Annotated in this window: 16 protein-coding genes, 1 tRNA gene and 2 pseudogenes; 6 read left to right on the top strand and 13 right to left on the bottom strand. The window is 42.2% G+C overall.

Annotated features, from left to right (window positions below; translation table 11 throughout):
* Nucleotides 1-253 precede the first annotated feature (253 nt).
* Both RMY00_RS32875 and RMY00_RS32870 read right to left on the bottom strand, forming a co-directional pair.
* The gene (locus tag RMY00_RS32875) at nucleotides 254-727 is read right to left on the bottom strand and encodes a tetratricopeptide repeat protein (protein WP_322651551.1); all 474 of its coding nucleotides are present in this window, start codon (nucleotides 725-727) and stop codon (nucleotides 254-256) included.
* Nucleotides 728-730: 3 nt separating this feature from the next.
* Nucleotides 731-1,678, bottom strand: a complete 948-nt coding sequence (locus tag RMY00_RS32870) for a homogentisate phytyltransferase (RefSeq protein WP_322651550.1) — start codon at nucleotides 1,676-1,678, stop codon at nucleotides 731-733.
* A 434-nt stretch (nucleotides 1,679-2,112) separates the two neighbouring features.
* On the opposite strand from RMY00_RS32870, the gene RMY00_RS32865 reads away from it, so the two are divergent.
* Nucleotides 2,113-2,730 carry a hypothetical protein gene (locus RMY00_RS32865; protein ID WP_322651549.1) on the top strand — a complete coding sequence of 206 codons (618 nt, stop codon included), beginning with the start codon at nucleotides 2,113-2,115 and terminating at the stop codon, nucleotides 2,728-2,730.
* A gap of 77 nt (nucleotides 2,731-2,807) precedes the next feature.
* On the opposite strand, the pseudogene RMY00_RS32860 reads toward RMY00_RS32865, so the two are convergent.
* Nucleotides 2,808-2,903: pseudogene (locus tag RMY00_RS32860) on the bottom strand (uroporphyrin-III C-methyltransferase); the annotation flags it as partial.
* A gap of 47 nt (nucleotides 2,904-2,950) precedes the next feature.
* Between RMY00_RS32860 and RMY00_RS32855 the strand changes: the two are divergent.
* Nucleotides 2,951-3,640, top strand: a complete 690-nt coding sequence (locus RMY00_RS32855) for a SinI family restriction endonuclease (RefSeq protein WP_322651548.1) — start codon at nucleotides 2,951-2,953, stop codon at nucleotides 3,638-3,640.
* 12 nt (nucleotides 3,641-3,652) lie between these two features.
* Here RMY00_RS32855 and RMY00_RS32850 read toward each other — a convergent pair whose 3' ends face one another.
* From RMY00_RS32850 to RMY00_RS32835, 4 genes are all read right to left on the bottom strand, one after another.
* Entirely contained in the window at nucleotides 3,653-5,083 is a 1,431-nt protein-coding gene (locus RMY00_RS32850; protein ID WP_322651547.1) for a DNA cytosine methyltransferase, read from the bottom strand.
* Between the two features lie 153 nt (nucleotides 5,084-5,236).
* On the bottom strand, nucleotides 5,237-6,016 hold the full coding sequence (cobA, locus tag RMY00_RS32845) for a uroporphyrinogen-III C-methyltransferase (RefSeq protein ID WP_322651546.1): 780 nt from the start codon (nucleotides 6,014-6,016) through the stop codon (nucleotides 5,237-5,239).
* Nucleotides 6,013-6,759, bottom strand: a complete 747-nt coding sequence (locus tag RMY00_RS32840) for a sirohydrochlorin chelatase (protein WP_322651545.1) — start codon at nucleotides 6,757-6,759, stop codon at nucleotides 6,013-6,015. The genes cobA and RMY00_RS32840 overlap by 4 nt, the downstream gene beginning before the upstream one ends.
* A gap of 234 nt (nucleotides 6,760-6,993) precedes the next feature.
* Nucleotides 6,994-7,377, bottom strand: coding sequence for a DUF4359 domain-containing protein (locus tag RMY00_RS32835; RefSeq protein WP_322651544.1), 384 nt, complete (start codon nucleotides 7,375-7,377; stop codon nucleotides 6,994-6,996).
* A gap of 121 nt (nucleotides 7,378-7,498) precedes the next feature.
* On the opposite strand from RMY00_RS32835, the gene RMY00_RS32830 reads away from it, so the two are divergent.
* From RMY00_RS32830 to RMY00_RS32820, 3 genes are all read left to right on the top strand, one after another.
* Nucleotides 7,499-7,571: transfer RNA gene (locus RMY00_RS32830), tRNA-His, on the top strand.
* Nucleotides 7,572-7,870: 299 nt separating this feature from the next.
* Nucleotides 7,871-11,218 (top strand): PAS domain S-box protein, encoded by a 3,348-nt coding sequence (locus RMY00_RS32825; protein WP_322651543.1) that lies wholly within the window; start codon nucleotides 7,871-7,873, stop codon nucleotides 11,216-11,218.
* 343 nt (nucleotides 11,219-11,561) lie between these two features.
* Nucleotides 11,562-13,982 carry a sucrose synthase gene (locus RMY00_RS32820; RefSeq protein ID WP_322651559.1) on the top strand — a complete coding sequence of 807 codons (2,421 nt, stop codon included), beginning with the start codon at nucleotides 11,562-11,564 and terminating at the stop codon, nucleotides 13,980-13,982.
* A 46-nt stretch (nucleotides 13,983-14,028) separates the two neighbouring features.
* Here the strand turns inward: RMY00_RS32820 and RMY00_RS32815 are convergent, their stop codons facing one another.
* Nucleotides 14,029-14,583, bottom strand: coding sequence for a peptidoglycan-binding domain-containing protein (locus RMY00_RS32815; RefSeq protein ID WP_322651542.1), 555 nt, complete (start codon nucleotides 14,581-14,583; stop codon nucleotides 14,029-14,031).
* Between the two features lie 848 nt (nucleotides 14,584-15,431).
* Nucleotides 15,432-16,148, bottom strand: coding sequence for an ROK family protein (locus tag RMY00_RS32810; RefSeq protein ID WP_322651541.1), 717 nt, complete (start codon nucleotides 16,146-16,148; stop codon nucleotides 15,432-15,434).
* A 239-nt stretch (nucleotides 16,149-16,387) separates the two neighbouring features.
* Here RMY00_RS32810 and RMY00_RS32805 point away from each other — a divergent pair, with 239 nt between their 5' ends.
* Nucleotides 16,388-16,891, top strand: coding sequence for a 2TM domain-containing protein (locus tag RMY00_RS32805; RefSeq protein ID WP_322651540.1), 504 nt, complete (start codon nucleotides 16,388-16,390; stop codon nucleotides 16,889-16,891).
* 457 nt (nucleotides 16,892-17,348) lie between these two features.
* Here the strand turns inward: RMY00_RS32805 and RMY00_RS32800 are convergent.
* The 4 genes and pseudogenes from RMY00_RS32800 to RMY00_RS32785 form a co-directional block, all read right to left on the bottom strand.
* Nucleotides 17,349-17,543, bottom strand: a pseudogene (locus RMY00_RS32800) (ISAs1 family transposase); the annotation flags it as partial.
* 53 nt (nucleotides 17,544-17,596) lie between these two features.
* Entirely contained in the window at nucleotides 17,597-18,526 is a 930-nt protein-coding gene (crtE, locus tag RMY00_RS32795) for a geranylgeranyl diphosphate synthase CrtE (RefSeq protein ID WP_322651539.1), read from the bottom strand.
* Between the two features lie 155 nt (nucleotides 18,527-18,681).
* Entirely contained in the window at nucleotides 18,682-20,091 is a 1,410-nt protein-coding gene (locus RMY00_RS32790; protein WP_322651538.1) for a family 2B encapsulin nanocompartment shell protein, read from the bottom strand.
* Nucleotides 20,092-20,195: 104 nt separating this feature from the next.
* Complete coding sequence (locus RMY00_RS32785; RefSeq protein ID WP_322651537.1) at nucleotides 20,196-21,605, bottom strand: family 2B encapsulin nanocompartment shell protein; 1,410 nt, start codon at nucleotides 21,603-21,605, stop codon at nucleotides 20,196-20,198.
* Nucleotides 21,606-21,655 lie beyond the last annotated feature (50 nt).

The raw sequence follows: 21,655 nt of genomic DNA, 5'->3' as shown, positions 1-21,655 counted from the left end.
GACGCTCCTTCTCTGCGAGACGCTACGCGTAGCTTGCTTCTCCGTAGGAGTACGTCGCTACCGCTTCGCTAATGCGTCTACGTTAAAAAATTACTTTAATAAAGAGTTAAGCTGTAACTGAACTGTATTGGAAAATAATTAGGGTAGACACTGGTAAATTGCAAAACAAAAACCATTCTCCCGATTATGAGGGAAATGGTAAAAAATTAGGAGAAAGAACAGAAAATTTTATTCTCCGCAATTCTAACTTAACTTAATATCTACTAGACTTATCATTCATTTTATCTAACAGTTCAGTAATTTTTTTAGCTTTCTCGGGTTGGCGTTGTTTTTGCAATAAATCTTTAGCTTGTTGCAGGTTAATCTTAGCTTCATCTTCTCGCTCTTGTTGCATGAGGATATTTGCCAGACGCAAGTAAGCATCAGGATTTTTGGGACTACGACGAATCACTTCCCGGAATAATTCTGTTGCTTCTTGGATTTGGCCTTGTTGGTTTAAAACATCTCCCAAAAACAAGCGCACCACATCATTAGTAGAGTTGAGGGAAATCACTTTCCGAAATGCTGCTTCTGCACCTTGGTAATCTTTGGCTTGAGAAAGATTGATTCCTTTTTGAAATAAGTCTGAGGTAATTAAAGTTTTCCAAGCAAAATAGCCAAGAATTGACAGACTAAGAACAACTACAACAGTAGCAATAATAGAACTAGTAGGAAGGGTTTCTAGCATTGTCTAAGCCAAAAGACAGGCGATAGGAAAAATTAGGTATTCGATAAAAAATAGTTTCCAGATAAATTGGTAGAATTGAGCGATCGCACTTTTATCTTGTAAGTCTACTGCCGAACTCCGCAACCACATCCAAACTAGCAGGACTAAATGAGTAATTACTAGAAATATGGGGTTAATTGAGTCTACACGTAGCACACCAACTAAAATCATCCCCAGATAGCAGGCAGTTATCACCCAAAGAGCTAGATTAAACACAGCTTGTGAACCGAGTTTGATAGTGAAAGTAGAGATATTATAGAGGCGATCGCCTTCCATATCGGGTATATCTTTAAAGATTGCGATCGCAAAGGTAAACACCAAGATAAATAACGTTAGCACCCACACCACAGGCGGAATCACTTGGCTTTGTTTTAGCACCCAACTATAGTGCAAATACAACCCTAAATTAACAATCGTGCCGCGCACCGAAAAAATGCACAACGCTGCCCAAAATGGAAACTGTTTCAAGCGGATTGGCGGTAAAGAATAAGCAGTACCAATGGCCAAACTAATTGCTACCATGCCAAATAAGAATGGCCCAGTTAGCCACGCCACAACTAGCGCCAAAATCCCAGTCAGAGCAACAATTAATTGCCCCGTCTGTTGAGAAAACTCACCTGATGCCAACGGTAAATGAGGCTTATTAATCTTGTCAATATCAACATCTTCTAATTGATTCAGCCCCACAATGTAGACATTGCCACACAGGCAAGCAATCCATGCACCTAAAATAGGGAATAGGGAAACAGTACTATTACTAATTGCAACAGCAATAAAATACACACCTAACACACTCAGGCTTGTACCAATAATCGTGTGGGGGCGAGAGAATTTCCAGAAAGCGTATAACCAATGGAAATATGATTGAACGGGTTTGCGTGGCAAAGGGCTGTTTGGAAAACTCTGGCTCATGAGTACCTTAGATTCAGTATCCGGCTTATTTGTTAACCCTGACTTTTCACGGGATTTAGAAAACCTTACTTCTGCTCTCTCCTGTTGTTGAGAGGCTTTTAATTCTCCCGATTCCTTATTAGAGAAGGGGAGTTAGGTTCCGTGTTAATTTTTCCACATGACTTGAGTTGTCAGATTGTTAATCATTGTCACAGAATTTGGTCATTAACAAGAGCCAAAGCTTTAGACGTAGTGTATTTGTAGCAGAGGTAGCGGCAGCTTAAACCTTTGCCACAGCCCGCTCTAATGTTACTCAAGAGAACCAATCTACTTTATGAAAGAGGCTTTATCCCGAAAAACCTAACAATCAACTATGAAAATACCTCTTCCCGATTCTCCTCTGCTACTCTCCATAACGGTACAATCTATCAGAAAAGTAAATGAATAGTTAAATTATGACAGCTAATTTGACATCTAAAGCGACATTTGACTTTGTGAATGTGCTATCCCAAACTGCGGCTGCGTATCAAGCACAGGAAGGCACACCCCCTAGTGCTGAAATATTAGTAAATGCGTTGCTACAAGCAGAAAAATCTACCAAGCAGGAACGGTTAACTTATCCGTTTGAGTCTCTTCGAGGCAAATGGCAACTTTGCTTTGCCACTGGTACTAAGAAAGTCAGAGAGCGTGGCGGAATTGTATTAGGCAAGGGTTTATATGTACCCAAGTTTATCAAAATCCATGTTTCCTTTAATGCCACTTTAGAACAGGATTCAGACAGGGGCGAAATTAATAATCAGGTTGAATTTGGCCCAGTTTTGTTGAACCTTACGGGGCCAGTGAAATATTTCAACAAGAAAAATTTATTGGCGTTTGACTTCAACCGAATGCTTATTAGTCTATTTGGTCGTGTTGTTTATAACAGATCAATGGGTTCTGGTATTCAAGTAGAAGATTTCTACAACCAGTCCATAGCTAAACTCCCTTTCTTTGGTTTCTTTTTGGTGACGGAAGATTTTATTGCAGCTCGTGGCCGGGCTGGAGGATTAGCATTTTGGATTCGAGAAACTTAAAGACAGGGGAAGTTGGAGGATTGGCATTTTGGATTCGAGAAACTTAAAGACAGGGGATTTCACATTCACGCGAACCATCAAACTGGACGAAAACTAGACAAAATACTGTGCATATTTACTACTTGCCCAATGACTGCGATCGCAGGCGCACCAAATCCAGTTTGCTCTACCTCAACTGTATTGAAATTAGACCGATAGCCTCTAATAATTTTAGTAACCTATGCCGGAATTTATATTAAATTCAGCAGAGATTGCAAAGAAAGCAATGGATAGTGTTGATCCATCACTTAGCGATAAATTTATAATGGTCATACGATTTCTTTCGGATAACCCTGCTGCGGCTTCACCGCGAAAGGGTAGAAATCAGCCTATCGTCGGGACAGAAGAATATATTATTGCTAGTGCTACAAATTTCAAAACAGGTCGTGACCCAAGAACACCCTTGCCACCTAGTACAATACCGGATGAAATGGTAAGTATCATCCTGAATAAGTATTTTGAAGTTCCGTATGAGGAATTGGGAAAAGCTGAAGAATTGCACCGCCTATCAATGGGGGCTGAGAACATTGTAGGGGATTTGCTAGAAAGGTACGTTGCGACAGTTATTGAACCGCATGGATGGATATGGTGTTCTGGTTCTATAATTACAGCAGTTGATTTTATATATTTTGATAACAAAAATGTCTGGCAATCGCTACAAGTAAAAAATAGAGATAATACTGAAAACTCTTCTTCTGCCGCTATCCGTAAGGGAACCCCAATAAAAAAATGGTTCCGAAGTTTTTCTAAAAAAAAGGGGGACAACTGGGCTAAATTCCCCTCATTGGAAGGAAAAGAAGAGCTTTCAGAAGAAGGCTTCAGATCGTATGTCGAAAAATACCTTGCTGCTTTAAGAGAGATAAAGTCCTAACTCTTATACAGTCTATGCTGTTGCTGTAAAAAGCGAACTTTGGATCGGTTTTATCTCTTCTAACGACTCACTAATTTTAGCTTCCCATAAAACATCATCGTTACCTTTATAACGTGAAAATGGGAAGTTCAAGGGGGGATGTTTTATCTTACCACTCATGTGTGCAAGGATCGCTTTACCTATTGCTTCTCCAAAACCGACAGGTACAGCATTCCCTATCTGCCGATATTGCTCGATGAGGGAACCACATACGACCCAACTATCTGGAAATTGCTGAATACGTTTATATTCCTGAATACTTAACGGGCGCAGATGTTCTGGGTGACAGATATCCGTTGCTGGCATGGCTGGAGATGTCACTAAAGTACAGCTTGGTCTATCCCATGACAAGCGTCTAAAGAAACCAGTTTTCCCTCCACCTGAGTAATAGGATTTACCTAATGCTTCTTTCTGCAATTCTTCAGGTAGATGTTTCCAGTATTGACCCTCTTTTAACATTCTGTAATACTTTAGCCTCCCTTCTGGGAAATCGATATACTCTGCCTCACTTTGGCTTAAATCTGCAATAGATTCACGTAGGGTTATCCACCGATCAAGACCAAAATCACCATTTTCTGAATGTGTGGGGTATAAATAAGGAACCTTTTTCTCTCCACGATGGCAGATCATGACCACTCTTTCCCTAATTTGGGGGACACCATAATTTGCCGTGTTGTATAAGTTAAAACTGATACTGTAACCACCTTGACGAAGTTTATTCACAATATATTTCAAAGCACCACCTGGCATTTCTTCTCTGGATAAGGGAACACAGCCGCTTCCTCTTTCTGAGTGAGGGCGGTGCAGTAATGGTGCTGAAAGAAAACCTCTTACATTCTCGATGACAGCGTATTTTGGGCTTATTTCTAAGATAAGTTCAATGTACTTTAAGAATATATTGCCCCTCTCATCTTTGAAACCACGCCTTGCCCCTGCTGTGGAAAAAGCTTGGCAGGGTGGCCCGCCTAACATAATATCTACATCTTCTTTGGCTAGTTTGGCATGAACCAGGATATCCTGAGCAGTGTAAGACGCTATATTCCCCAAAAGTGCAATATCTGGCTTGTTTGCAACTATGGTCTGTCGGCAGTGCTTATCCACCTCACACGCAAGGGAAATTTCGATACCTGCTTTCTCAAAACCAAGATCCAGTCCCATAGCGCCTGAGAAAAAAGAAATGGCTTTAACTGCTTGGTGATGATTTTCCTTGCTCGTCCTATCTACAGGATAATTTCCCTTGATCCGGTTAATGTAATCTTCAACTGCCTCCGGCTCCATAACCCACACTTTCCCTACCTGCTGTCCCTTGATATCCCCACTACGCAATAGAGTACGAACCCTTTGCTCAGAAATACCTATTTTTGAAGCTGCTTCCTTTGTGGACAAATAGGGACAGTTTTTCATTTCGCACTCGAAACTTTTTTAAACCATAGATACCATTATCAAGCGGTTATGTCAACCGCTATTAAGTATAGAGATTAAGTATTCGCAAAACCGACCGTTTGCGAGAATGATTTTATGTGCAGGTCAAATGTTGGACAACCTTCAAACTAACCATCAAACTGGACGACAACTAGACAAAATACTGTGCATATTTACTACTTGCCCAATGACTGCGATCGCAGGCGCACCAAATCCAGTTTGCTCTACCTGCTCTACAATTGTTTCTATAGTCCCAATCAATTCTTCTTGTTCTGGGCGCGTACCCCAGCGCACCAAAGCAATAGGTGTTTCTAAATTCAACCCAGCTGCACTTAACTGTTCCACAATATAAGGCAGATTGTGGATTCCCATATAAATTACAATGGTTTCGGAACCGTGCGCGATCGCATTCCAATCCACCTTCGGTCTATACTTACCCGCCGCTTCGTGGCCAGTCACAAATGTAACAGAAGAACTATATAGCCGATGAGTCAATGGGATACCTGCATAAGCTGCGGCTGCAATACCCGATGTAATACCAGGCACAACTTCCGTTGATATCCCAGCGTTGACTAATTCTTCCATCTCTTCGCCACCGCGACCAAAAATAAAAGGATCGCCACCCTTTAAGCGCACCACAATTGCATGATCCTGCGCTTTCTCAATCAGCAATTGAGTTGTTTCTTCTTGGAAGAGCGAATGTTTCCCCCTGCGCTTACCAGCGTTAATTTGCTCGGCTTGGGGATTAATCATTGCCAGAATTGCCGGACTCACTAAAGCATCATAGACAACTACATCTGCACATTCCAATAAACCTTTTGCCTTCAAGGTAATTAGTCCTGGATCTCCTGGCCCCGCACCTACTAAATAAACCTTTCCCAAATACTTATTCTCCTGTTTTTCTGTGCGGTTCATCTATCTGTTAAATCCCAAATTAGTTCGGCTAATTCTGCACTTGCTCCCAGTGGTTCTGCCAATTGGAAATTCACCGCAGGAAATTGTAATTTTAGCTCCTCTATTGAGGCCGCGATCGCATCGGTTATTCCACCTGCGAATAAAAAGTATGGCAAAATTGCAATTTCTTTATAACCAGCAGCTACCAACTCTTTCACTCGTGATTCTAAACTAGGAGGATTAGCCCAATAAGCAGCTACTATTCCTAAACTCGCTGCCATTGCTTCCACAGTTTCTTTAGAACCTGGGCGACGGCTACCATGAGCTAAGAGAATCCATGCTTCTGTTTTTATAGCAGCTATTTGTTTTGCCAGCAATTTATCTAAATTGGGATGAGAGCCTAAGTATGGTTGCAACTCAATCATGATATCTTGACCAATAGCCTGTTGTGCTAGTGCTACTTCGCCAGGGATATCTGTCATTACATGGACTCCCGGCAGCAGAAATAACGGTACAATTTTGAGGCGATTCTGGTTTTGAGATGGTTGGCGCTCACAAAAAGCCCTATTCGCAAATTCTTGAATCTGCTGGTGTAAAGGCTGAGGATTCATTTCCAAAGCAGCTATACCAACCTGATGTACACTATTTAATGCGTTGTGGTTTTCTGACAATTTGTTATGTACCAGCTTTGCTAGTTGTTGCATGGCAATTTCTGGGCGGCGATCGCGGCTTCCGTGAGATACTAGCAGATAGGCAGATGACATCGGCAAAGCTTGAACTCTCAGTGACTAATTATCATATCTTACTTAATATTAAGCTGGTGGTAATAAGTACTGTTGTGATTATTGAAACTATTATCAATTAATAAATAGAAGTATTTTTAATTACTTTTATCGGGAACTCCAAAAATTAAATTACTCAATTCCTACATCCAAGACAACTATCAGCTTCTGCTTCCCCTGCTCCCTCATCTTCCCCTGCTTCCTCTGCTCCTTACCTTATTGTTTCTCAGCAGTGTAAGTATAAAATTGATCAAAAGCTCCCACCGTTTCAAATTTGTAAGAAGGTATCCAAGAGTTTATTTTTAAATCTGTACGGTAAATGCTAAAAATAATATAATTTTGTCTTTCTGTAGTCCTGGCAATAATTTCTTGGATTTGCGGGTTAGCCGAGTCAACCAACTTATCACAATTAAAACGAATTAAATTTTCTATAATATTGGTAGTTTTTTTGCATACATCGGTTTTTAAGTATTCTGTCAGCCGTTGCACTGCATATTCTTCATACTCAACCTGACTGGGATTGGTGTTCGCCATTGTCATACCCAAGGCGGCGAGTCCTGCTGCTGCACCAGTATATGCAATGATCGTTAAGGGTTTCATATTTGCCAAAAATTCATTATAATTGTTAGATTTCAGAGACTCTAAATCAACTAAGTCCGTTCCTTAAATAAAAACCCTTGATCGCTTGCCAAATTATTGCTATAATCAAAACTGTTGAATGGCGAGCGTAGCCAAGTGGTTAAGGCAGTGGTTTGTGGTACCACCATTCGTGGGTTCAATTCCCATCGTTCGCCCTAAATAATTTCATATTAATATTTATACTCCTGTAAAAGGTAGGTTGTGTGGTGTTAACACTCATAACCATCACTTTAACAAGGATCTGTCATTTATAGCTTTATAGACTTGGAAAGATTGTAAGGCGACTATAATTCATTAGCTTATCTTATAAAAAATGATGTACGTAAGCAACATCTGTCGTTAGGATAAGACAGGGGGCAGAAGGCAAGAGAGTTTTAGCCTCGTTTCAGCCGATCGAACGAGTCCTCAATCCCTACTGCTCGATTACTTTGGCGAAGCATGAGCGAGGGAATGGATGCTGAATTTTCAAACCTTATTTGAATCGATACCGGGATTGTATATCGTCTACTCACTCGACTTTGTGATTGTCGCGGGAAGTGATGCTTACTTCCGGGCAACGAAGACAAAACGAGAAGAGGTCGTTGGTCGTCATCTATTCGAGGTTTTTCCAGACAATCCCGACGATCCGAATGCAAACGGCGTTCAGAATTTACGTGCCTCGTTGTCTAATGTAATCAAGCATCGCTTGCCTCACACGATGGCAGTGCAGAAGTATGACATTCGCCGCCCGGAATCAGAAGGGAGTGGCTTTGAAGAGCGGTACTGGATGGTAACTAACTCGCCAGTCTTTGGTGAAAACGGTGAGATGACGCACATTATTCACCGAGCCGAAGATGTTACCGAGTTGCTGCGGGTGCAGCAGCAGCAAAATGAACAGCATCAACTCAATCAATCACTCCAAACTCGTAGCGAGCAGATGGAGATGGAAATATATGCCAGAGCGCAGGAGTTAAAGCAGGTCAACGAACAACTGCAAGTCAGTGAACAGCAGCTTCAACTCATCCTTAAGACCAACAAACTCGGCTCCTGGCAATTTGATCTCAAAACAGAGGTTCTGTCTACTTCTGACCAGTGCAAAGTCAACTATGGTTTACCCATTGAGGCTGATTTCTCACACCAAGTTCTGATGGAGCGGATTCATCCAGAGGATCGGACTTGGGTGCAAGCGGCAATTCAAGACTCGATTACCAACCGCACCGATTACAATGTGGAGTACCGCACCCTTTGGAACGATCGCAGCACGCACTGGGTACTCGTTCGGGGTTGTGTAATTGACGATGAGGCGGGCAATCCTGAGCGGATGATCGGGATTTCACTCGATATTAGCGATCGCAAAATTGCCGAAGCTGACCTACGGGAAGCCCATGTGCAATGGGAGTCCGCTTTAGCGGCAGGAGCGATTTACACATGGCGGTGGAAGATTCCCGATAATCTGGTGACCGTGAATGCAGCCTTTGCTCACTTGTTTGGCGTTGACTCAGCAAAGGCGACGACCGGCTTACCAATTGAACTATTTATACAGGCGATACACGAAGAAGACCGCCCACGAGTAGTTGCAGCCATTAACCAAGCGATTGAAACTGGCGAAGAATACATAAGTGAGTACCGCATTTATACGGCGATGAGCGAGGAGCGCTGGGTTGCGGCACGCGGTCGCGTTGAATATGCTGCTGATGGCAAAGCGATCACTTTTCCTGGGGCACTGGCAGACATCACTGAACGCAAACAAGCCGAATCCGCTTGGCAACAGATTTCTGCCGAACTCGAACGACAACTGCGAAAGTTCGATGCGCTCGCCTCTTCTGTACCCGATTTTATTTATACATTCGATCTGTTTGGACGGTTCACTTACATCAATCAGCCATTGCTTGACCTCTTACAGAAAACATCGGCCCAAGTCCTCGGCAAAAACTTTTTTGACCTGGATTATCCAACCGATTTAGCAACCCGACTTCAAAATCAGATTCAGCAAGTCATCAAGACGGGTCAACCGCTCAAAGATGAAACGCCGTACACAAGTGCATTAGGCACGCGGGCTTATGAATACATTTTCGTCCCGCTTTTGGGCATAAATGGCGCAGTAGAAGCGGTGGCAGGTGTGACGCGAGATATTAGCGATCGCAAGCAAATCGAAGCGACTGTGAAAGCCAGCAACGAACGGCTGAAGCTGCTTTCAGAAGTTGCCAACGATCTTTTGCTCAACCAAGATCCCAAGCAGTTTTTAGCCAGTTTGTTTCAAAAGATTTCAACTCATTTGGGACTCGAAGTTTATTTAAATTACTTGTTTGAAGAAGACCAGCAACGCCTTCAGCTAAATACTTATGGGGGCATCTCAGAGGAGATTGCTTTATCTGTTAAATTTTTGCAGTTAGGGCAAGGGGTGTGTGGTTATGCGGTGCAACATCGCCAACCCGCTGTTGTTGAAAATGCGCTCTTAACAAACAATTCCTTCGCCATTCCAGTTCAGTCAATTGGTATCAGAGCTTATGCAAGTCATCCACTGATTGTGGGCGATGCCTGCGGCGGGCAAGGCCAACGCGTCTTGGGCACTCTGGGACTAGGAACTCGTCAGCGCGATCGCTTTACCCGTGACGAACTTGACCTCATGGAAACAGTTGCCAATCAAGTCGCTGCTGCCTTAGAACGATCGCACTTGGTTGCAGAGCTACAGGCACGCGCTGAAGCATTAGATCAAACTAATCGCATTAAAGATGAGTTCCTGGCGGTTCTTTCCCATGAACTGAGAACGCCCATGAATCCAATTCTGGGTTGGTCAAAGCTGTTGCAGCAGGGAAAGCTAAATGCAGAAAAAACGAATATTGCGATCGCCACGATCAAGCGCAACGCCCAGCTTCAGGTGCAACTGATCGATGACTTGCTAGACATTTCCCGGATTCTGCAAGGCAAAATGAGCTTATCAACCTTACCCATTGACCTGAATACAGTGATTCGGGCGGCGCTGGAAACGGTTCGGCTAGCCGCAGAAGCCAAGTCAATCCAAATTCAGATGATCGTCTCACCTGTTCTAGGAGTGGTAGTCGGGGATGCAGGGCGATTGCAGCAGGTCGTGTGGAATCTGCTGTCGAATGCCATTAAGTTTACTCCTATTGGGGGGCAAGTCACGATTGCGCTATCCCAAGTTGAAAATCATGCCCAAATTCAAATCACTGATACCGGAAAAGGAATTAGTGCCGATTTTCTGCCCTACGTGTTTGAACATTTCCGGCAAGAAGATAGCGCAACCACCCGCAAATTTGGCGGGCTAGGGTTGGGACTGGCGATTGTACGCCAAATTGTGGAAATGCACGGTGGAACAGTCACAGTAGACACTCCAGGTGTTAAGCTAGGAGCAATATTCACAGTTCAAATTCCGCTTGCACCTCAATTAACTGAAGCACCAATCTTAAAACAATCACCCGTTAAGGAGAGTGATTTGAGCGGCATTCACATTTTAGTCGTCGATGATGAAACGGACTCGCGGGAGTTCATCGCTTTTGTTTTAGAGCAACATGGCGCGATCGTCACTGCTGTTGCATCTGGGGCTGATGCACTACAAGCATTTACTCAATCCATTCCCAAGCTCATCATCAGTGACATTGGGATGCCAGAGATGGATGGTTATATGCTGATCCGGCAAATTCGCGCCCTTCCACCTCAGCAAGGGGGAAAAATTCCCGCTATTGCCTTAACAGCTTATGCCGGAGAACTCGATCAACTGCAAGCGATCGCCGCCGGATTTCAACGTCACGTTGCCAAACCCATTGATCCAGAAGTTTTGGTGGCGATCGCCGTCAAAATGTAGACTTGTATGCTCTTCCCTTAAATGATATTCTAAAAATTAGATCAAGCAGTTGAGGGCGTGACAGGTTGTGCCCAAATTGTTATAGAGTTACTTAATAACATCTATCAAAAGAAATAAAAATTGTATACCTTTAGTTAGAGCAAAAAATACTGAGTCATAGATACTTTAGGTAAAGAAGAACACGGTTTAAGTGCCTGCTGAAAAGTTGATAATTGTAGGTACACAGATAAATACAATTTATCTGTGTTATTTCGTGTTTATATATGGTCTAACAAAAGGTAGTGGCTTATTTGCCTTGCCTTGAAAGTCAACAATGCAAACATCGTCATCTAATGGAGTTGCCATGTCTGAATTGCTTCAAGCAGTCTTAGATAGTGAAGAAAAAAGTGATTTGCGTTCCTTTCTTAGTGAATTACGCCAACAAGAAAAGAAATACTTGCTGCGGAACGACATACTGAATGTATATAGTGAGTATTGCTCAAAGTCCCAGAAACCCGAGGAATTTTATACTACCTCTGAGTTAGGCAAACTGATTTACTATACTCAAGAAATTATTCAGGAGGACTCAAACTTTTGTTTCATTATCCGTTCTAAGATTGCCAGCCAAGAAGTTTATTGGTTGACATCAGACTTAAGCATTGAGGCGATGACTGTGCAGGATTTGCTCGATCTGCGCGATCGCTTGGTGAACAAATATCATCCCAACGAGGGCGACCTGCTAGAATTGGACTTCGGCCCGTTTTATGACTACACTCCAGTCATTCGCGACCCCAAAAATATTGGTAAGGGGGTACAATTTCTCAACCGCTATCTATCCAGCAAAATATTTCAAGACTCCAAACAATTGCTAGATAGCTTATTGAATTTCTTGCAGCTGCATCACTATAACGGTGTGCAACTGCTGCTTAACGATCGCATTCAATCACAGCAGCAACTTTCCGAGCAAGTTAAGAAAGCTATCAGTTTTGTTAGTAATCGCCCCGAAGAGGAACCTTACGAACAATTCCGGTTTCAATTGCAATCAATGGGTTTTGAACCAGGTTGGGGTAACACCGCAGCGCGAGTCCGGGAAACTTTAAGTATTCTCGATGAATTGATTGATTCTGCCGATCCTCTGACCCTAGAAGCCTTTATTTCTCGTGTCCCGATGATTTTTAGAATCGTTTTGGTGTCAGCTCACGGTTGGTTTGGACAAGAGGGAGTGTTGGGTCGTCCTGATACCGGCGGTCAGGTAGTTTACGTACTTGACCAGGCAAAGAGCCTAGAGAAGCAGCTACAAGAAGATGTTCTGCTTGCGGGTTTAGAGAAATTGAATGTTGAGCCAAAGGTGATTATTCTCACCCGCTTGATTCCCAATAGTGATGGCACCCTTTGTAATCAACGGCTAGAAAAAGTCCTTGGTACCGAAAATGCCTGGATTTTGCGAGTGCCTTTACGGGAATTTAATCCCAACATGACTCAAAACTGGATTTCCCGGTTTGAGTTTTGGCCTTATCTAGAAACTTTTGCCATTGATTCAGAAAGAGAACTACGAGCAGAATTTCACGGCACACCTGACTTAATAGTTGGAAACTATACTGATGGAAATTTAGTAGCATTCTTGCTGGCGCGACGGCTGAAAGTTACCCAATGCAATGTTGCCCATGCTTTAGAAAAATCTAAATACTTATTTAGTAACCTCTACTGGCAAGAATTAGAGGATAAATATCATTTTTCATTACAATTCACAGCTGACTTGATTGCAATGAATGCTGCTAATTTTGTGATCAGTAGCACCTACCAAGAAATTGTGGGAACACCAGATAGTGTGGGACAGTACGAGTCTTATAAGTGCTTCACCATGCCAGAGTTATATCATGTGACTAATGGCATTGAATTATTTAGTCCCAAATTTAATGTCGTACCGCCTGGAGTAAACGAAAATAATTACTTCCCCTACACCCGGACTAAAGACCGAGTAGAGAGCGATCGCCAACGCCTTGCAGAAACACTCTTTACTCTAGAAGACCCCACGCAAATCTTTGGCAAACTCGACGATCCTAACAAGCGCCCTCTCTTCTCAATGGCGCGTCTTGACCACATCAAAAACCTCACAGGTTTAGCTGAATGTTATGGTCAAAGTAAAGAATTACAAGAGCATTGCAATTTAATTTTAGTGGCGGGTAAATTGCGCGTCGAAGAATCAGGCGACAACGAAGAACGTGACGAAATTATCAAACTTTACCAAATCATTGAGGAATACAATCTTCACGGCAAGATTCGTTGGTTGGGTGTGCGCCTGACTAAAACTGATTCTGGTGAAATTTACCGAGTCATTGCCGATCATCAAGGGATTTTTGTACAACCAGCTTTATTTGAAGCTTTTGGTTTGACAATTTTAGAGTCGATGGTTTCAGGATTACCGACTTTTGCTACACAGTTTGGTGGGCCACTGGAGATTATTCAAGATAAGGTTAATGGCTTTTTGATTAACCCTACAAATTTAGACGAGACAGCCACAAAAATTGTGGATTTTCTCACTAAATGCGAACAAAATCCTAATTATTGGAATGAAATTTCGCAGCGAGGAATTGATCGAGTTTATAGCACCTATACTTGGAAAATTCATACTAGCAAGCTGTTATCATTAGCACGGATTTATGGCTTCTGGAACTTTAACTCGAAGGAGAATCGGGAAGATTTATTACGTTATCTTGAGGCTTTGTTCTATTTAATTTACAAGCCAAGAGCGCAACAGCTATTAGAGCAGCATAAATACCGTTAGTTTGTTATTTGTCATTTGTCATTAGCTAAAGACTAAAGACAAATGACTAAATTGTTAACGCCCGCCAAGTTCGTTGACCAACTACTCCATCTGTTGCTAAATTCTGCTGATTTTGAAAGGCTTTGACAGCAGTTTCTGTCAGTGCGCCGTAAATTCCATCCACTCTAACGGCATAACCGTTAGATACTAACAACCGTTGTAAGGCTCTGACAGCAACACCAGAGCTACCGAAAGAAAGAGTCGGCATAGGTTGACTACTAAACTTTTGAAACTGTCCTGTAGCCTTTGTACGGACTTTATCTCCAGACTGGGGATACTTATTAGACTTACCTAAGTTAGAAGAACCTAGTTTCGGATTCTTTTTGCTGATTTTCTTAAGTATATGTTTTTTTTCTGGTGCGATCGCACAGGAATAAGCCTGAGAAATCCAATCCGTCTGCATGAATTCAGGTGGTGTGACTTGAGCAGTTATTTCTAACTGACTCTGTTTTGATTGGTTTACGTCATTCTCCATCTGAACTAATTGATGCTGTGGCAAATTGGCTCCAGATGCTTGTCTTATTGTTAACACGCTCGTCATCATCAGGCCAATTTCAGTCATTGTAGTTCATTTCACTTCAACTAATATTTCTTTTAACCAACAACATTGCTAATGTGCAATATAGTGCATACTGACCAATAAAAAGTCATGTAATAATTTTTTCAGATAATATTTTCATGAGCATATTTGCTCACCTCCTATTCCATCTAATCAGACTAATATGATTAGTTTTGTGCTTTTTTTATCTTTAATCAAACCATGAATGTGGAAAATATGGTATCTAAATCAACGGTTTAGACAATAACATACTATACGATCATCTGGGAATATCATCAAACAAATTTGCCTACTTATCTTGAATCTACCTTGATATGCTGATGTAGCTTTTCTCATATTTATACTGTCAGTAAAAATACTACTGGATTCATGAGTCATTTTTTAAGTATTGATTTATCCAACATTTGGCAATAATTATAAACTCTTAATTCTAAACAATTTCTTTTCCCTCAAAGGGGCTATAAACCTTTTATCAATTACTGTTATTTTGTAAGATACATGCCAATCTTCACAGTATTATCTGGTTTTATCGGCTTTGCTTTAGGAGTATTCAGGGAAAATTTATAAATATTTGCTTTGTCGTATTCTTGGAAGGCCCATACTTTGACCTGAATAAAATAAAACCGTACAACGTTGTTGCACAGTCTTGAATTTTAACTAGAATTTAGATTACTACATGACAAAATTACACAGTAGGATTGGACATTATGTCTGTGCAATTCTTTTACCCAACCTGTGTTAATTTTTGTTAAAATTTTAAATATTGAAAAAGAAGCACCTTAATAAAAAGTGCGTAGACGTAGCCCCTTAGAGATATCGCTTAATACACCCAGTTGTAGATACTGAAATTTTTACCTTTTCTCATCTCGCCACAAAGCAATACCGCCTAACAAACCAGCGACATTAGGGATGAGTTTTACATTTAACGGTAGCTGTAAATTCACTCTCACAGCTTCACCGCCGCCAATGTAAAGGCAATCATAATTGAACAGATGTTGCAAGGATGCGATCGCTTTTTCTAAACGCTTATTCCATCTTTTCTCACCAATTTTTTCTAACTCTGCACGCCCCAACTGCTGCTCGAAAGTTTCTCCTTTACGAAACGGGTGATGTCCCATTTCCATATTCGGCACTAGCTTACCATCTACAAATAAAGCTGAACCAAACCCCGTACCCAGAGTAATCACCAATTCCACACCTTTACCTGCGATCGCACCAAACCCCTGCATGTCTGCATCATTAATTACCCGTACAGGCTTGTTTAAGTGTTTTAATAATGCTGTTTCCAAATCAAATCCGATCCAATCTGGATGTAGGTTTACCGCAGTTTCCGTGACTCCACTCCGCACCACACCGGGAAAACCGACTGAAACGCGATGAAATTCACCTTGAGCGGCTGCTAACACAACAATTGCATTAATTACAACCTCTGGTGTAGCAGGTTGGGGTGTATCTAAACGCGCTCTTTCGGTTACAGGATTCCCCGTAATATCCAAAACCATAGCCTTAACGCCACTACCGCCAATATCAACCGATAGGGTGCGAATCGATCCATTTTCGTTAACCATTGATTTACATCCTTCTTACTGCTTGTTGCCTAGTTATTATCCTCTGCTGCATCTTAATAATATCTGGATATTTGGAGAGTCTTTATATTGGTGGGAAGTGGGGAGGTAGGGGGAGAATAACCAATGACTAATGTCTAATAGATTTGCTAATGTAAGAATAATGGAAATAGTACAGGCGTAGCTGTTTAAAATCTATCGGGCAGCAAATTTCTATTAAAAGGAATATAAGAGAAAGAATTATGACAACATTTGAACCAAAGAGTCTCCGCTTTTATAGCCAAGATGATGTTCAACAAATTTTACAATTAGCGATCGCTCGTCAAGCTGACGATAAAGATACAGAATTTTCTTATGAGCAGATATTAGAAATTGCTGCTGAGTTAGAAATTTCACCTGAGTCTTTAAAATTAGCAGAACGCGATTGGGTAATACAACAGGGACAAGTCCAACGCCGAAAGGCTTTTGACGCTTACCGCATCAGAATGTTTCAGAAGCGGCTAGGGAATTATGCAATTTTCAATGGCTTTTTTATACTCCTAAATTTAATTACTGGTGGCGGAATTTCTTGGTCGCTGTACATTTTGCTATTCTGCGGATTACCTGTAGGACTGGATGTCTGGAATACCTTTCAAATGAAAGGCGAAGAGTATGAAATGGCCTTCCAGAAATGGAATCGTAAGCATGAGATTAAAAAAACCATTAGTACAGTTTTGAATAAGTGGTTTAAGGCATTACAGGCTTAATAGATTTGCTTGGCTTTAGCTTACCCTTACGCAGAGGCAAGCTACGCACAGCATTTAGTAAACTAGCTCGTCGTAAACATCACTAATTCAAAAAAATACCCCGCAGGAGAATTCGGGGTAACATTTAGCGCAATATTGGTTCTGTAATACCACTGAAAGTTAATTTGAATAAACACAGCACTTATTAGGATTAAAATTGATATTTTATCATGTCTGTGTAATTAGTTATGCTAACCACAGTCATTACACGCCACCCCCTCCCCGCTTGCTCTTAGGGGAGACAAAGCGTAGCTTTGGCGGGGTGGGGTTCTTCGGGTTTAATAAGCAATCAAGCGGACATGATATTATTTGATTGCCTAAAGTATTCTTTCTATCTTTCTACGGATATGACACTCTATCAATAGTGTGAAAGTTGTAATACTTGTAATAATTCTAATTCTGGGATTGCTGTTATTTAATGTGATTTTTTATCAACCTTTACCTGTCCCAAAACTAATTTATTTGTACTTGCCCAAGCACTTACTATTTGAATTGTACTTTGGTTAGTACTCTGAGCATAATAACCATATAAAGTTTTTCCGTCAATTGCAATTACTTCCCCAGCCGTGATTCTCTGTATTGATTTCATCCAGTTGAAAAAAACACTCTTGAAATTCAAAGTAACCTGACTTTTTTTTACGATCTTCTGAGCAGAGTGAGCGCTGACTAATGTGTTCTAGCTGTGATATAGTCTGCGATCGCCATTAGAGGTTGTGCTTTATCTCCAAAATCAACAAGTTCAGCTTTGGCTAGGTCAACTAATTCTTGGCTCTTGCGTTTTGATTCCTCAATACCCCATAAACTGGGATACGTTACTTTCTGTGCCTTTTGGTCTTTGCCTGGGGTTTTACCGAGTTCTTCTTGTGTCCCAATTACATCCAAAACATCATCAACAATTTGAAAAGCTAGACCAATGTAGGAAGCATAACAAGAAAGCTTTTGCAGGATTTCGTTGTCAGCTTTCGCTAGCATTGCACCTGAGAGAATGGAAGCTTCTAACAAAGCTCCTGTTTTGTGAGCATGAATAAAGTTGAGGGTTTCGATGTCAATATTCTGCAATCCCTCAGATTGTAAATCAACAACTTGACCGCCAACCAGACCTGTTGCTGCTACTGCATGAGCCAACTTAGCAACAACCTGCAATAACTGCTGGGCAGCAACTCCTTTGGTTTGAAGCACAAGAAACTCAAAAGCGTAGGCTAAAAGCGCATCACCAGCTAGAACGGCAATGTTTTCGCCATAAATTTTATGGTTAGTTAACTTGCCGCGTCGATAGTCATCATTATCCATTGTGGGTAAATCGTCATGGATCAAAGAAAAGGTGTGAATCATTTCCAGCGTACAAGCAGTAGGCATCGCCATCTCGACTGTGCCTCCAACCAGTTCACAACAGGCAAGACATAGAATCGGGCGTAGACGCTTTCCTCCAGCCAGCAGAGAATAGCGCATGGATTCGTAGAGTATTTCTGGATAGACTACAGTGATCGATTGTTCAAGCGCTGCTTCAACTTGCGATCGCCGTTCTGATAAATAAGCTTTAAGGTCAAAGCTAGTTTTTTTAACAGATGACCATTCAAAGACTTGAGTATTCGTCATAAATAATTCATTTTTAAGATTACAGTACTACACCTAACCGATAAAAGCTGGTTGGAGGGAACTATCAAACAACGTTCTGCTTATTTCAAAGACAGCAATTTGTCACGACGACATTTAATTTAATCACTGTAAAAAAAGTCAGGTTTACCCTTCCCTCAGCGCCCAATTTCGACATCTTCCAGGATACCAAGTGCATCGGGAATGAGTATAACTGCACTGTAGTAGGCGGTGACAAGATAAGAAACGATCGCTTTTTCGTTGATACCCGAAAACCGCACAGACAAACTGGGTTGGTATTCATCAGGGATACCCGTTTTGTGTAGACCTATCACCCCTTGGTTTTCTTCTCCAGTCCGGAATATCAAAATAGAGCTAGTGCCCTCTTTAGTGATCGGAATTTTGTTACAAGGAAAAATCGGATAGTTGCGCCATGCAGGTACAATCTTTCCGTTGACTTCCGTGCTTGGAGAATAGATTCCACGACGGTTACACTCCCGGCTAAAAGCAGCGATCGCACGAGGGTGAGCTAGGAAAAAATGAGATTTACGCCGCCTTGAGAGCAATTCATCAAAATCATCTGGAGTTGGTGGCCCGGTGCGGGTAAAGATGCGTTGCTTGAGATCGGCATTGTGCAACAATCCAAAATCAGGATTATTCAGCATTTCGTATTCTTGCCGTTCCCGCAACGCTTCGATAGTCAGCCGTAATTGTTGCTCCGTCTGGTTCATGGGTTCGTTGTAGAGGTCAGCAACTCGTGTATTCACCCGTAAAATGGTTTGAGCGAGGCTTAACTCATATTCCCGTGGTTTCAAGTCGTAATCAACAAATGTCCTGGGTAACTCAGTTTCCTGACTATGACCCGCAGTCATGGCGATCGCCGCTTGATTATGCCTATCTTGAGGTTTGCTCAATATAGCTCTAAAGCGATCAACCTGAGCCTGAAGCGTTGCAGACTGGTTCATCAACTCCCGAAACGCCTGTACTGGCAAAGACAAAACTATGCAGCGCGTAACAGCTCTCAGGCTAACCTCCCAAGTTTCCTGAGATAGAACTATAGCTTCGCCACCAAAACAATCGCCATCAGCTAAGATATCCCGTAAAGCTTCCGCCTCATATTTGCCTGCCTTCAGCTTATTAACTTTACCATGAGCAATTAATAACACCTGGTCGGCTGGTTGACCTTCCTGTACAATTACCTCACCTGGGGCAAATTCTTGTTGTACAAAGCGGTCTGCTAAAGCGTTGAGTACCTCAATATCCTCAAAACCACGCAGTAAAGATAGTTCACAAAGGGCTTGGGGAATGACCCGCACCTGGGCCCCTGTATTGGTAAAGCTGACCCGTCCGTTACCAACATCATAGGTCAAGCGACGGTTAACCCGATAGGCTCCACCCTTAACTTGCACCCAAGGCAACATCTGTAACAACCACCTGGGGGTAATGCCTTGCATCTGGGGCGGAGTTTTCGTGGTTGTGGCTAAATTCCGCGCCCCTTTTGTGCTTAAGCTCATCTGGAGTTGCCTGTTTTCTTGCTCTAAATCAGGCCTAATCAAAGCATCTGTCATAAAGTTAACGTTTCATGCAACTAAATTTACATTCCTAAGAGAGAGCATCAAAGAGTAAGAGCGAACAACCGTTCGCCCCTACTTTGGAGAGGATATCCGACTACTTAAAGACCAATTTCTACATCTTCAAGAATGCCTAGTGCATCAGGAACAAGAACGGCTGTAGAGTAGTAAGCACTAACTAGGTAAGAAATAACGGCCTTTTCGTTAATACCCATAAAGCGGACAGACAAACTAGGCTGATATTCATCAGGAATGCCAGTTTTATGCAGACCAATGACACCCTGGTTGTTTGCTCCCACACGCATTAACATGATCGAGCTAGTACGCTCTTTTGTAACGGGAATCTTATTGCAAGGATAGATGGGAATACCACGCCAAGAGGGAATTGCACTGTTACCCATAGGAATAGGGTTGGGATAAAGTCCAAGGGCGTTGCATTGCCGACCAAACGCGGCAATGGTGCGGGGATGAGCTAAGAAAAAGCTCGGTTCTTTCCAAACAATGGAGATCAATTCATCAAGATCGTCAGGAGTTGGAGGGCCGCTGCGGGTAAAGATGCGTTGTTTGAGATCGGCATTGTGTAACAGTCCGAAGTCACGATTGTTAACCATTTCGTGTTCTTGGCGTTCCCGTAATGCTTCAATAGTGAGGCGTAATTGTTCCTCAGTCTGATTCATGGGTTCGTTGTAGAGGTCAGCAACCCGCGTATTGATTTGCAAAATGGTTTGAGCGACACTTAACTCATATTCTCGTGGATTGATTTCATAATCTGCAAAAGTCCCAGGTAATACTGCCTCTGCGAGGTGGCCGGAGGTAATATCAATCGAGGCTTCTCCGTATTGGTTTTGGGGTTGGCGCAATTTTGCCCTGAATTGATCCACTTGCGTTTGTAAAGCTTCAGACTGGTTAACCAGGTTTTGAAAAGCTGCTTGAGGCAGGGACAAGATGGTACAACGAGTAATGGCTGTGAGAGTCACATCCCAAGTATCCTGGGCTTCTACTAAAGCGTAGTCGCCAAAATGATCGCCATCGGCTAATACACTCAAAACAACGCGATCGTCATACTTGCCTGCACCAATTTTGTTGACTTTACCATGAGCAATTAGCAATACTCTATCGGCTGGTTGACCTTCTTGGATGATCACATCACCCGCAGCAAATTCTTGTTGTACAAATTGACTAGCTAAGGTGTTTAACACCTCAAAATCTTCAAATCCCCGGAATAAAGGTAACTCAGTGAGTTCTTGCGGAATGACCTGTATCAGGGCCCCTGTATTAGAAAAGCTGACCCGTCCATCTCCAACCCTATATGTTAAGCGGCGGTTGACCTGATAGCTACCCCCCACGGTTTCTACCCAAGGTAGTAGTTTTAAAAGCCACCGTGAGGTAATTCCCTCCATCTGGGGTTGGGTTTTGGTAGTGCCTGCCAATTTCCGCGCCGCTTCGGTCTGCAAAGCCATTGGCAGTTGCTCAATTTGATTTTCTAGGGGAGTGTTTGCTGTATTAGTCATAATGAATCTCCATTGGTAATGTTTGTTGACAAGTTATTTGATTGACCGGA

The organism is Nostoc sp. ChiVER01 (assembly GCF_034531155.1).
In the GTDB taxonomy this organism is placed as follows: Bacteria; Cyanobacteriota; Cyanobacteriia; order Cyanobacteriales; family Nostocaceae; genus Nostoc.
The sequence above is the reverse complement of the archived record's forward strand: the minus strand, read 5'-3'. Positions and strand labels throughout refer to the sequence as shown.

What these genes read in the sequence shown, in the direction of transcription:
- RMY00_RS32805 (WP_322651540.1), top strand. Translation starts at nt 16,388, where the DNA reads ATGACAACATTTGAACCAAAGAGTCTCCGCTTTTATAGCCAAGATGAT.
- RMY00_RS32810 (WP_322651541.1), bottom strand. Translation starts at nt 16,148, where the DNA reads ATGGTTAACGAAAATGGATCGATTCGCACCCTATCGGTTGATATTGGC.
- RMY00_RS32825 (WP_322651543.1), top strand. Translation starts at nt 7,871, where the DNA reads ATGCTGAATTTTCAAACCTTATTTGAATCGATACCGGGATTGTATATC.
- RMY00_RS32840 (WP_322651545.1), bottom strand. Translation starts at nt 6,759, where the DNA reads ATGTCATCTGCCTATCTGCTAGTATCTCACGGAAGCCGCGATCGCCGC.
- RMY00_RS32870 (WP_322651550.1), bottom strand. Translation starts at nt 1,678, where the DNA reads ATGAGCCAGAGTTTTCCAAACAGCCCTTTGCCACGCAAACCCGTTCAA.
- RMY00_RS32785 (WP_322651537.1), bottom strand. Translation starts at nt 21,605, where the DNA reads ATGACTAATACAGCAAACACTCCCCTAGAAAATCAAATTGAGCAACTG.
- RMY00_RS32790 (WP_322651538.1), bottom strand. Translation starts at nt 20,091, where the DNA reads ATGACAGATGCTTTGATTAGGCCTGATTTAGAGCAAGAAAACAGGCAA.
- RMY00_RS32815 (WP_322651542.1), bottom strand. Translation starts at nt 14,583, where the DNA reads ATGACTGAAATTGGCCTGATGATGACGAGCGTGTTAACAATAAGACAA.
- RMY00_RS32835 (WP_322651544.1), bottom strand. Translation starts at nt 7,377, where the DNA reads ATGAAACCCTTAACGATCATTGCATATACTGGTGCAGCAGCAGGACTC.
- RMY00_RS32850 (WP_322651547.1), bottom strand. Translation starts at nt 5,083, where the DNA reads ATGAAAAACTGTCCCTATTTGTCCACAAAGGAAGCAGCTTCAAAAATA.
- cobA (WP_322651546.1), bottom strand. Translation starts at nt 6,016, where the DNA reads ATGAACCGCACAGAAAAACAGGAGAATAAGTATTTGGGAAAGGTTTAT.
- crtE (WP_322651539.1), bottom strand. Translation starts at nt 18,526, where the DNA reads ATGACGAATACTCAAGTCTTTGAATGGTCATCTGTTAAAAAAACTAGC.
- RMY00_RS32875 (WP_322651551.1), bottom strand. Translation starts at nt 727, where the DNA reads ATGCTAGAAACCCTTCCTACTAGTTCTATTATTGCTACTGTTGTAGTT.
- RMY00_RS32855 (WP_322651548.1), top strand. Translation starts at nt 2,951, where the DNA reads ATGCCGGAATTTATATTAAATTCAGCAGAGATTGCAAAGAAAGCAATG.
- RMY00_RS32865 (WP_322651549.1), top strand. Translation starts at nt 2,113, where the DNA reads ATGACAGCTAATTTGACATCTAAAGCGACATTTGACTTTGTGAATGTG.
- RMY00_RS32820 (WP_322651559.1), top strand. Translation starts at nt 11,562, where the DNA reads ATGTCTGAATTGCTTCAAGCAGTCTTAGATAGTGAAGAAAAAAGTGAT.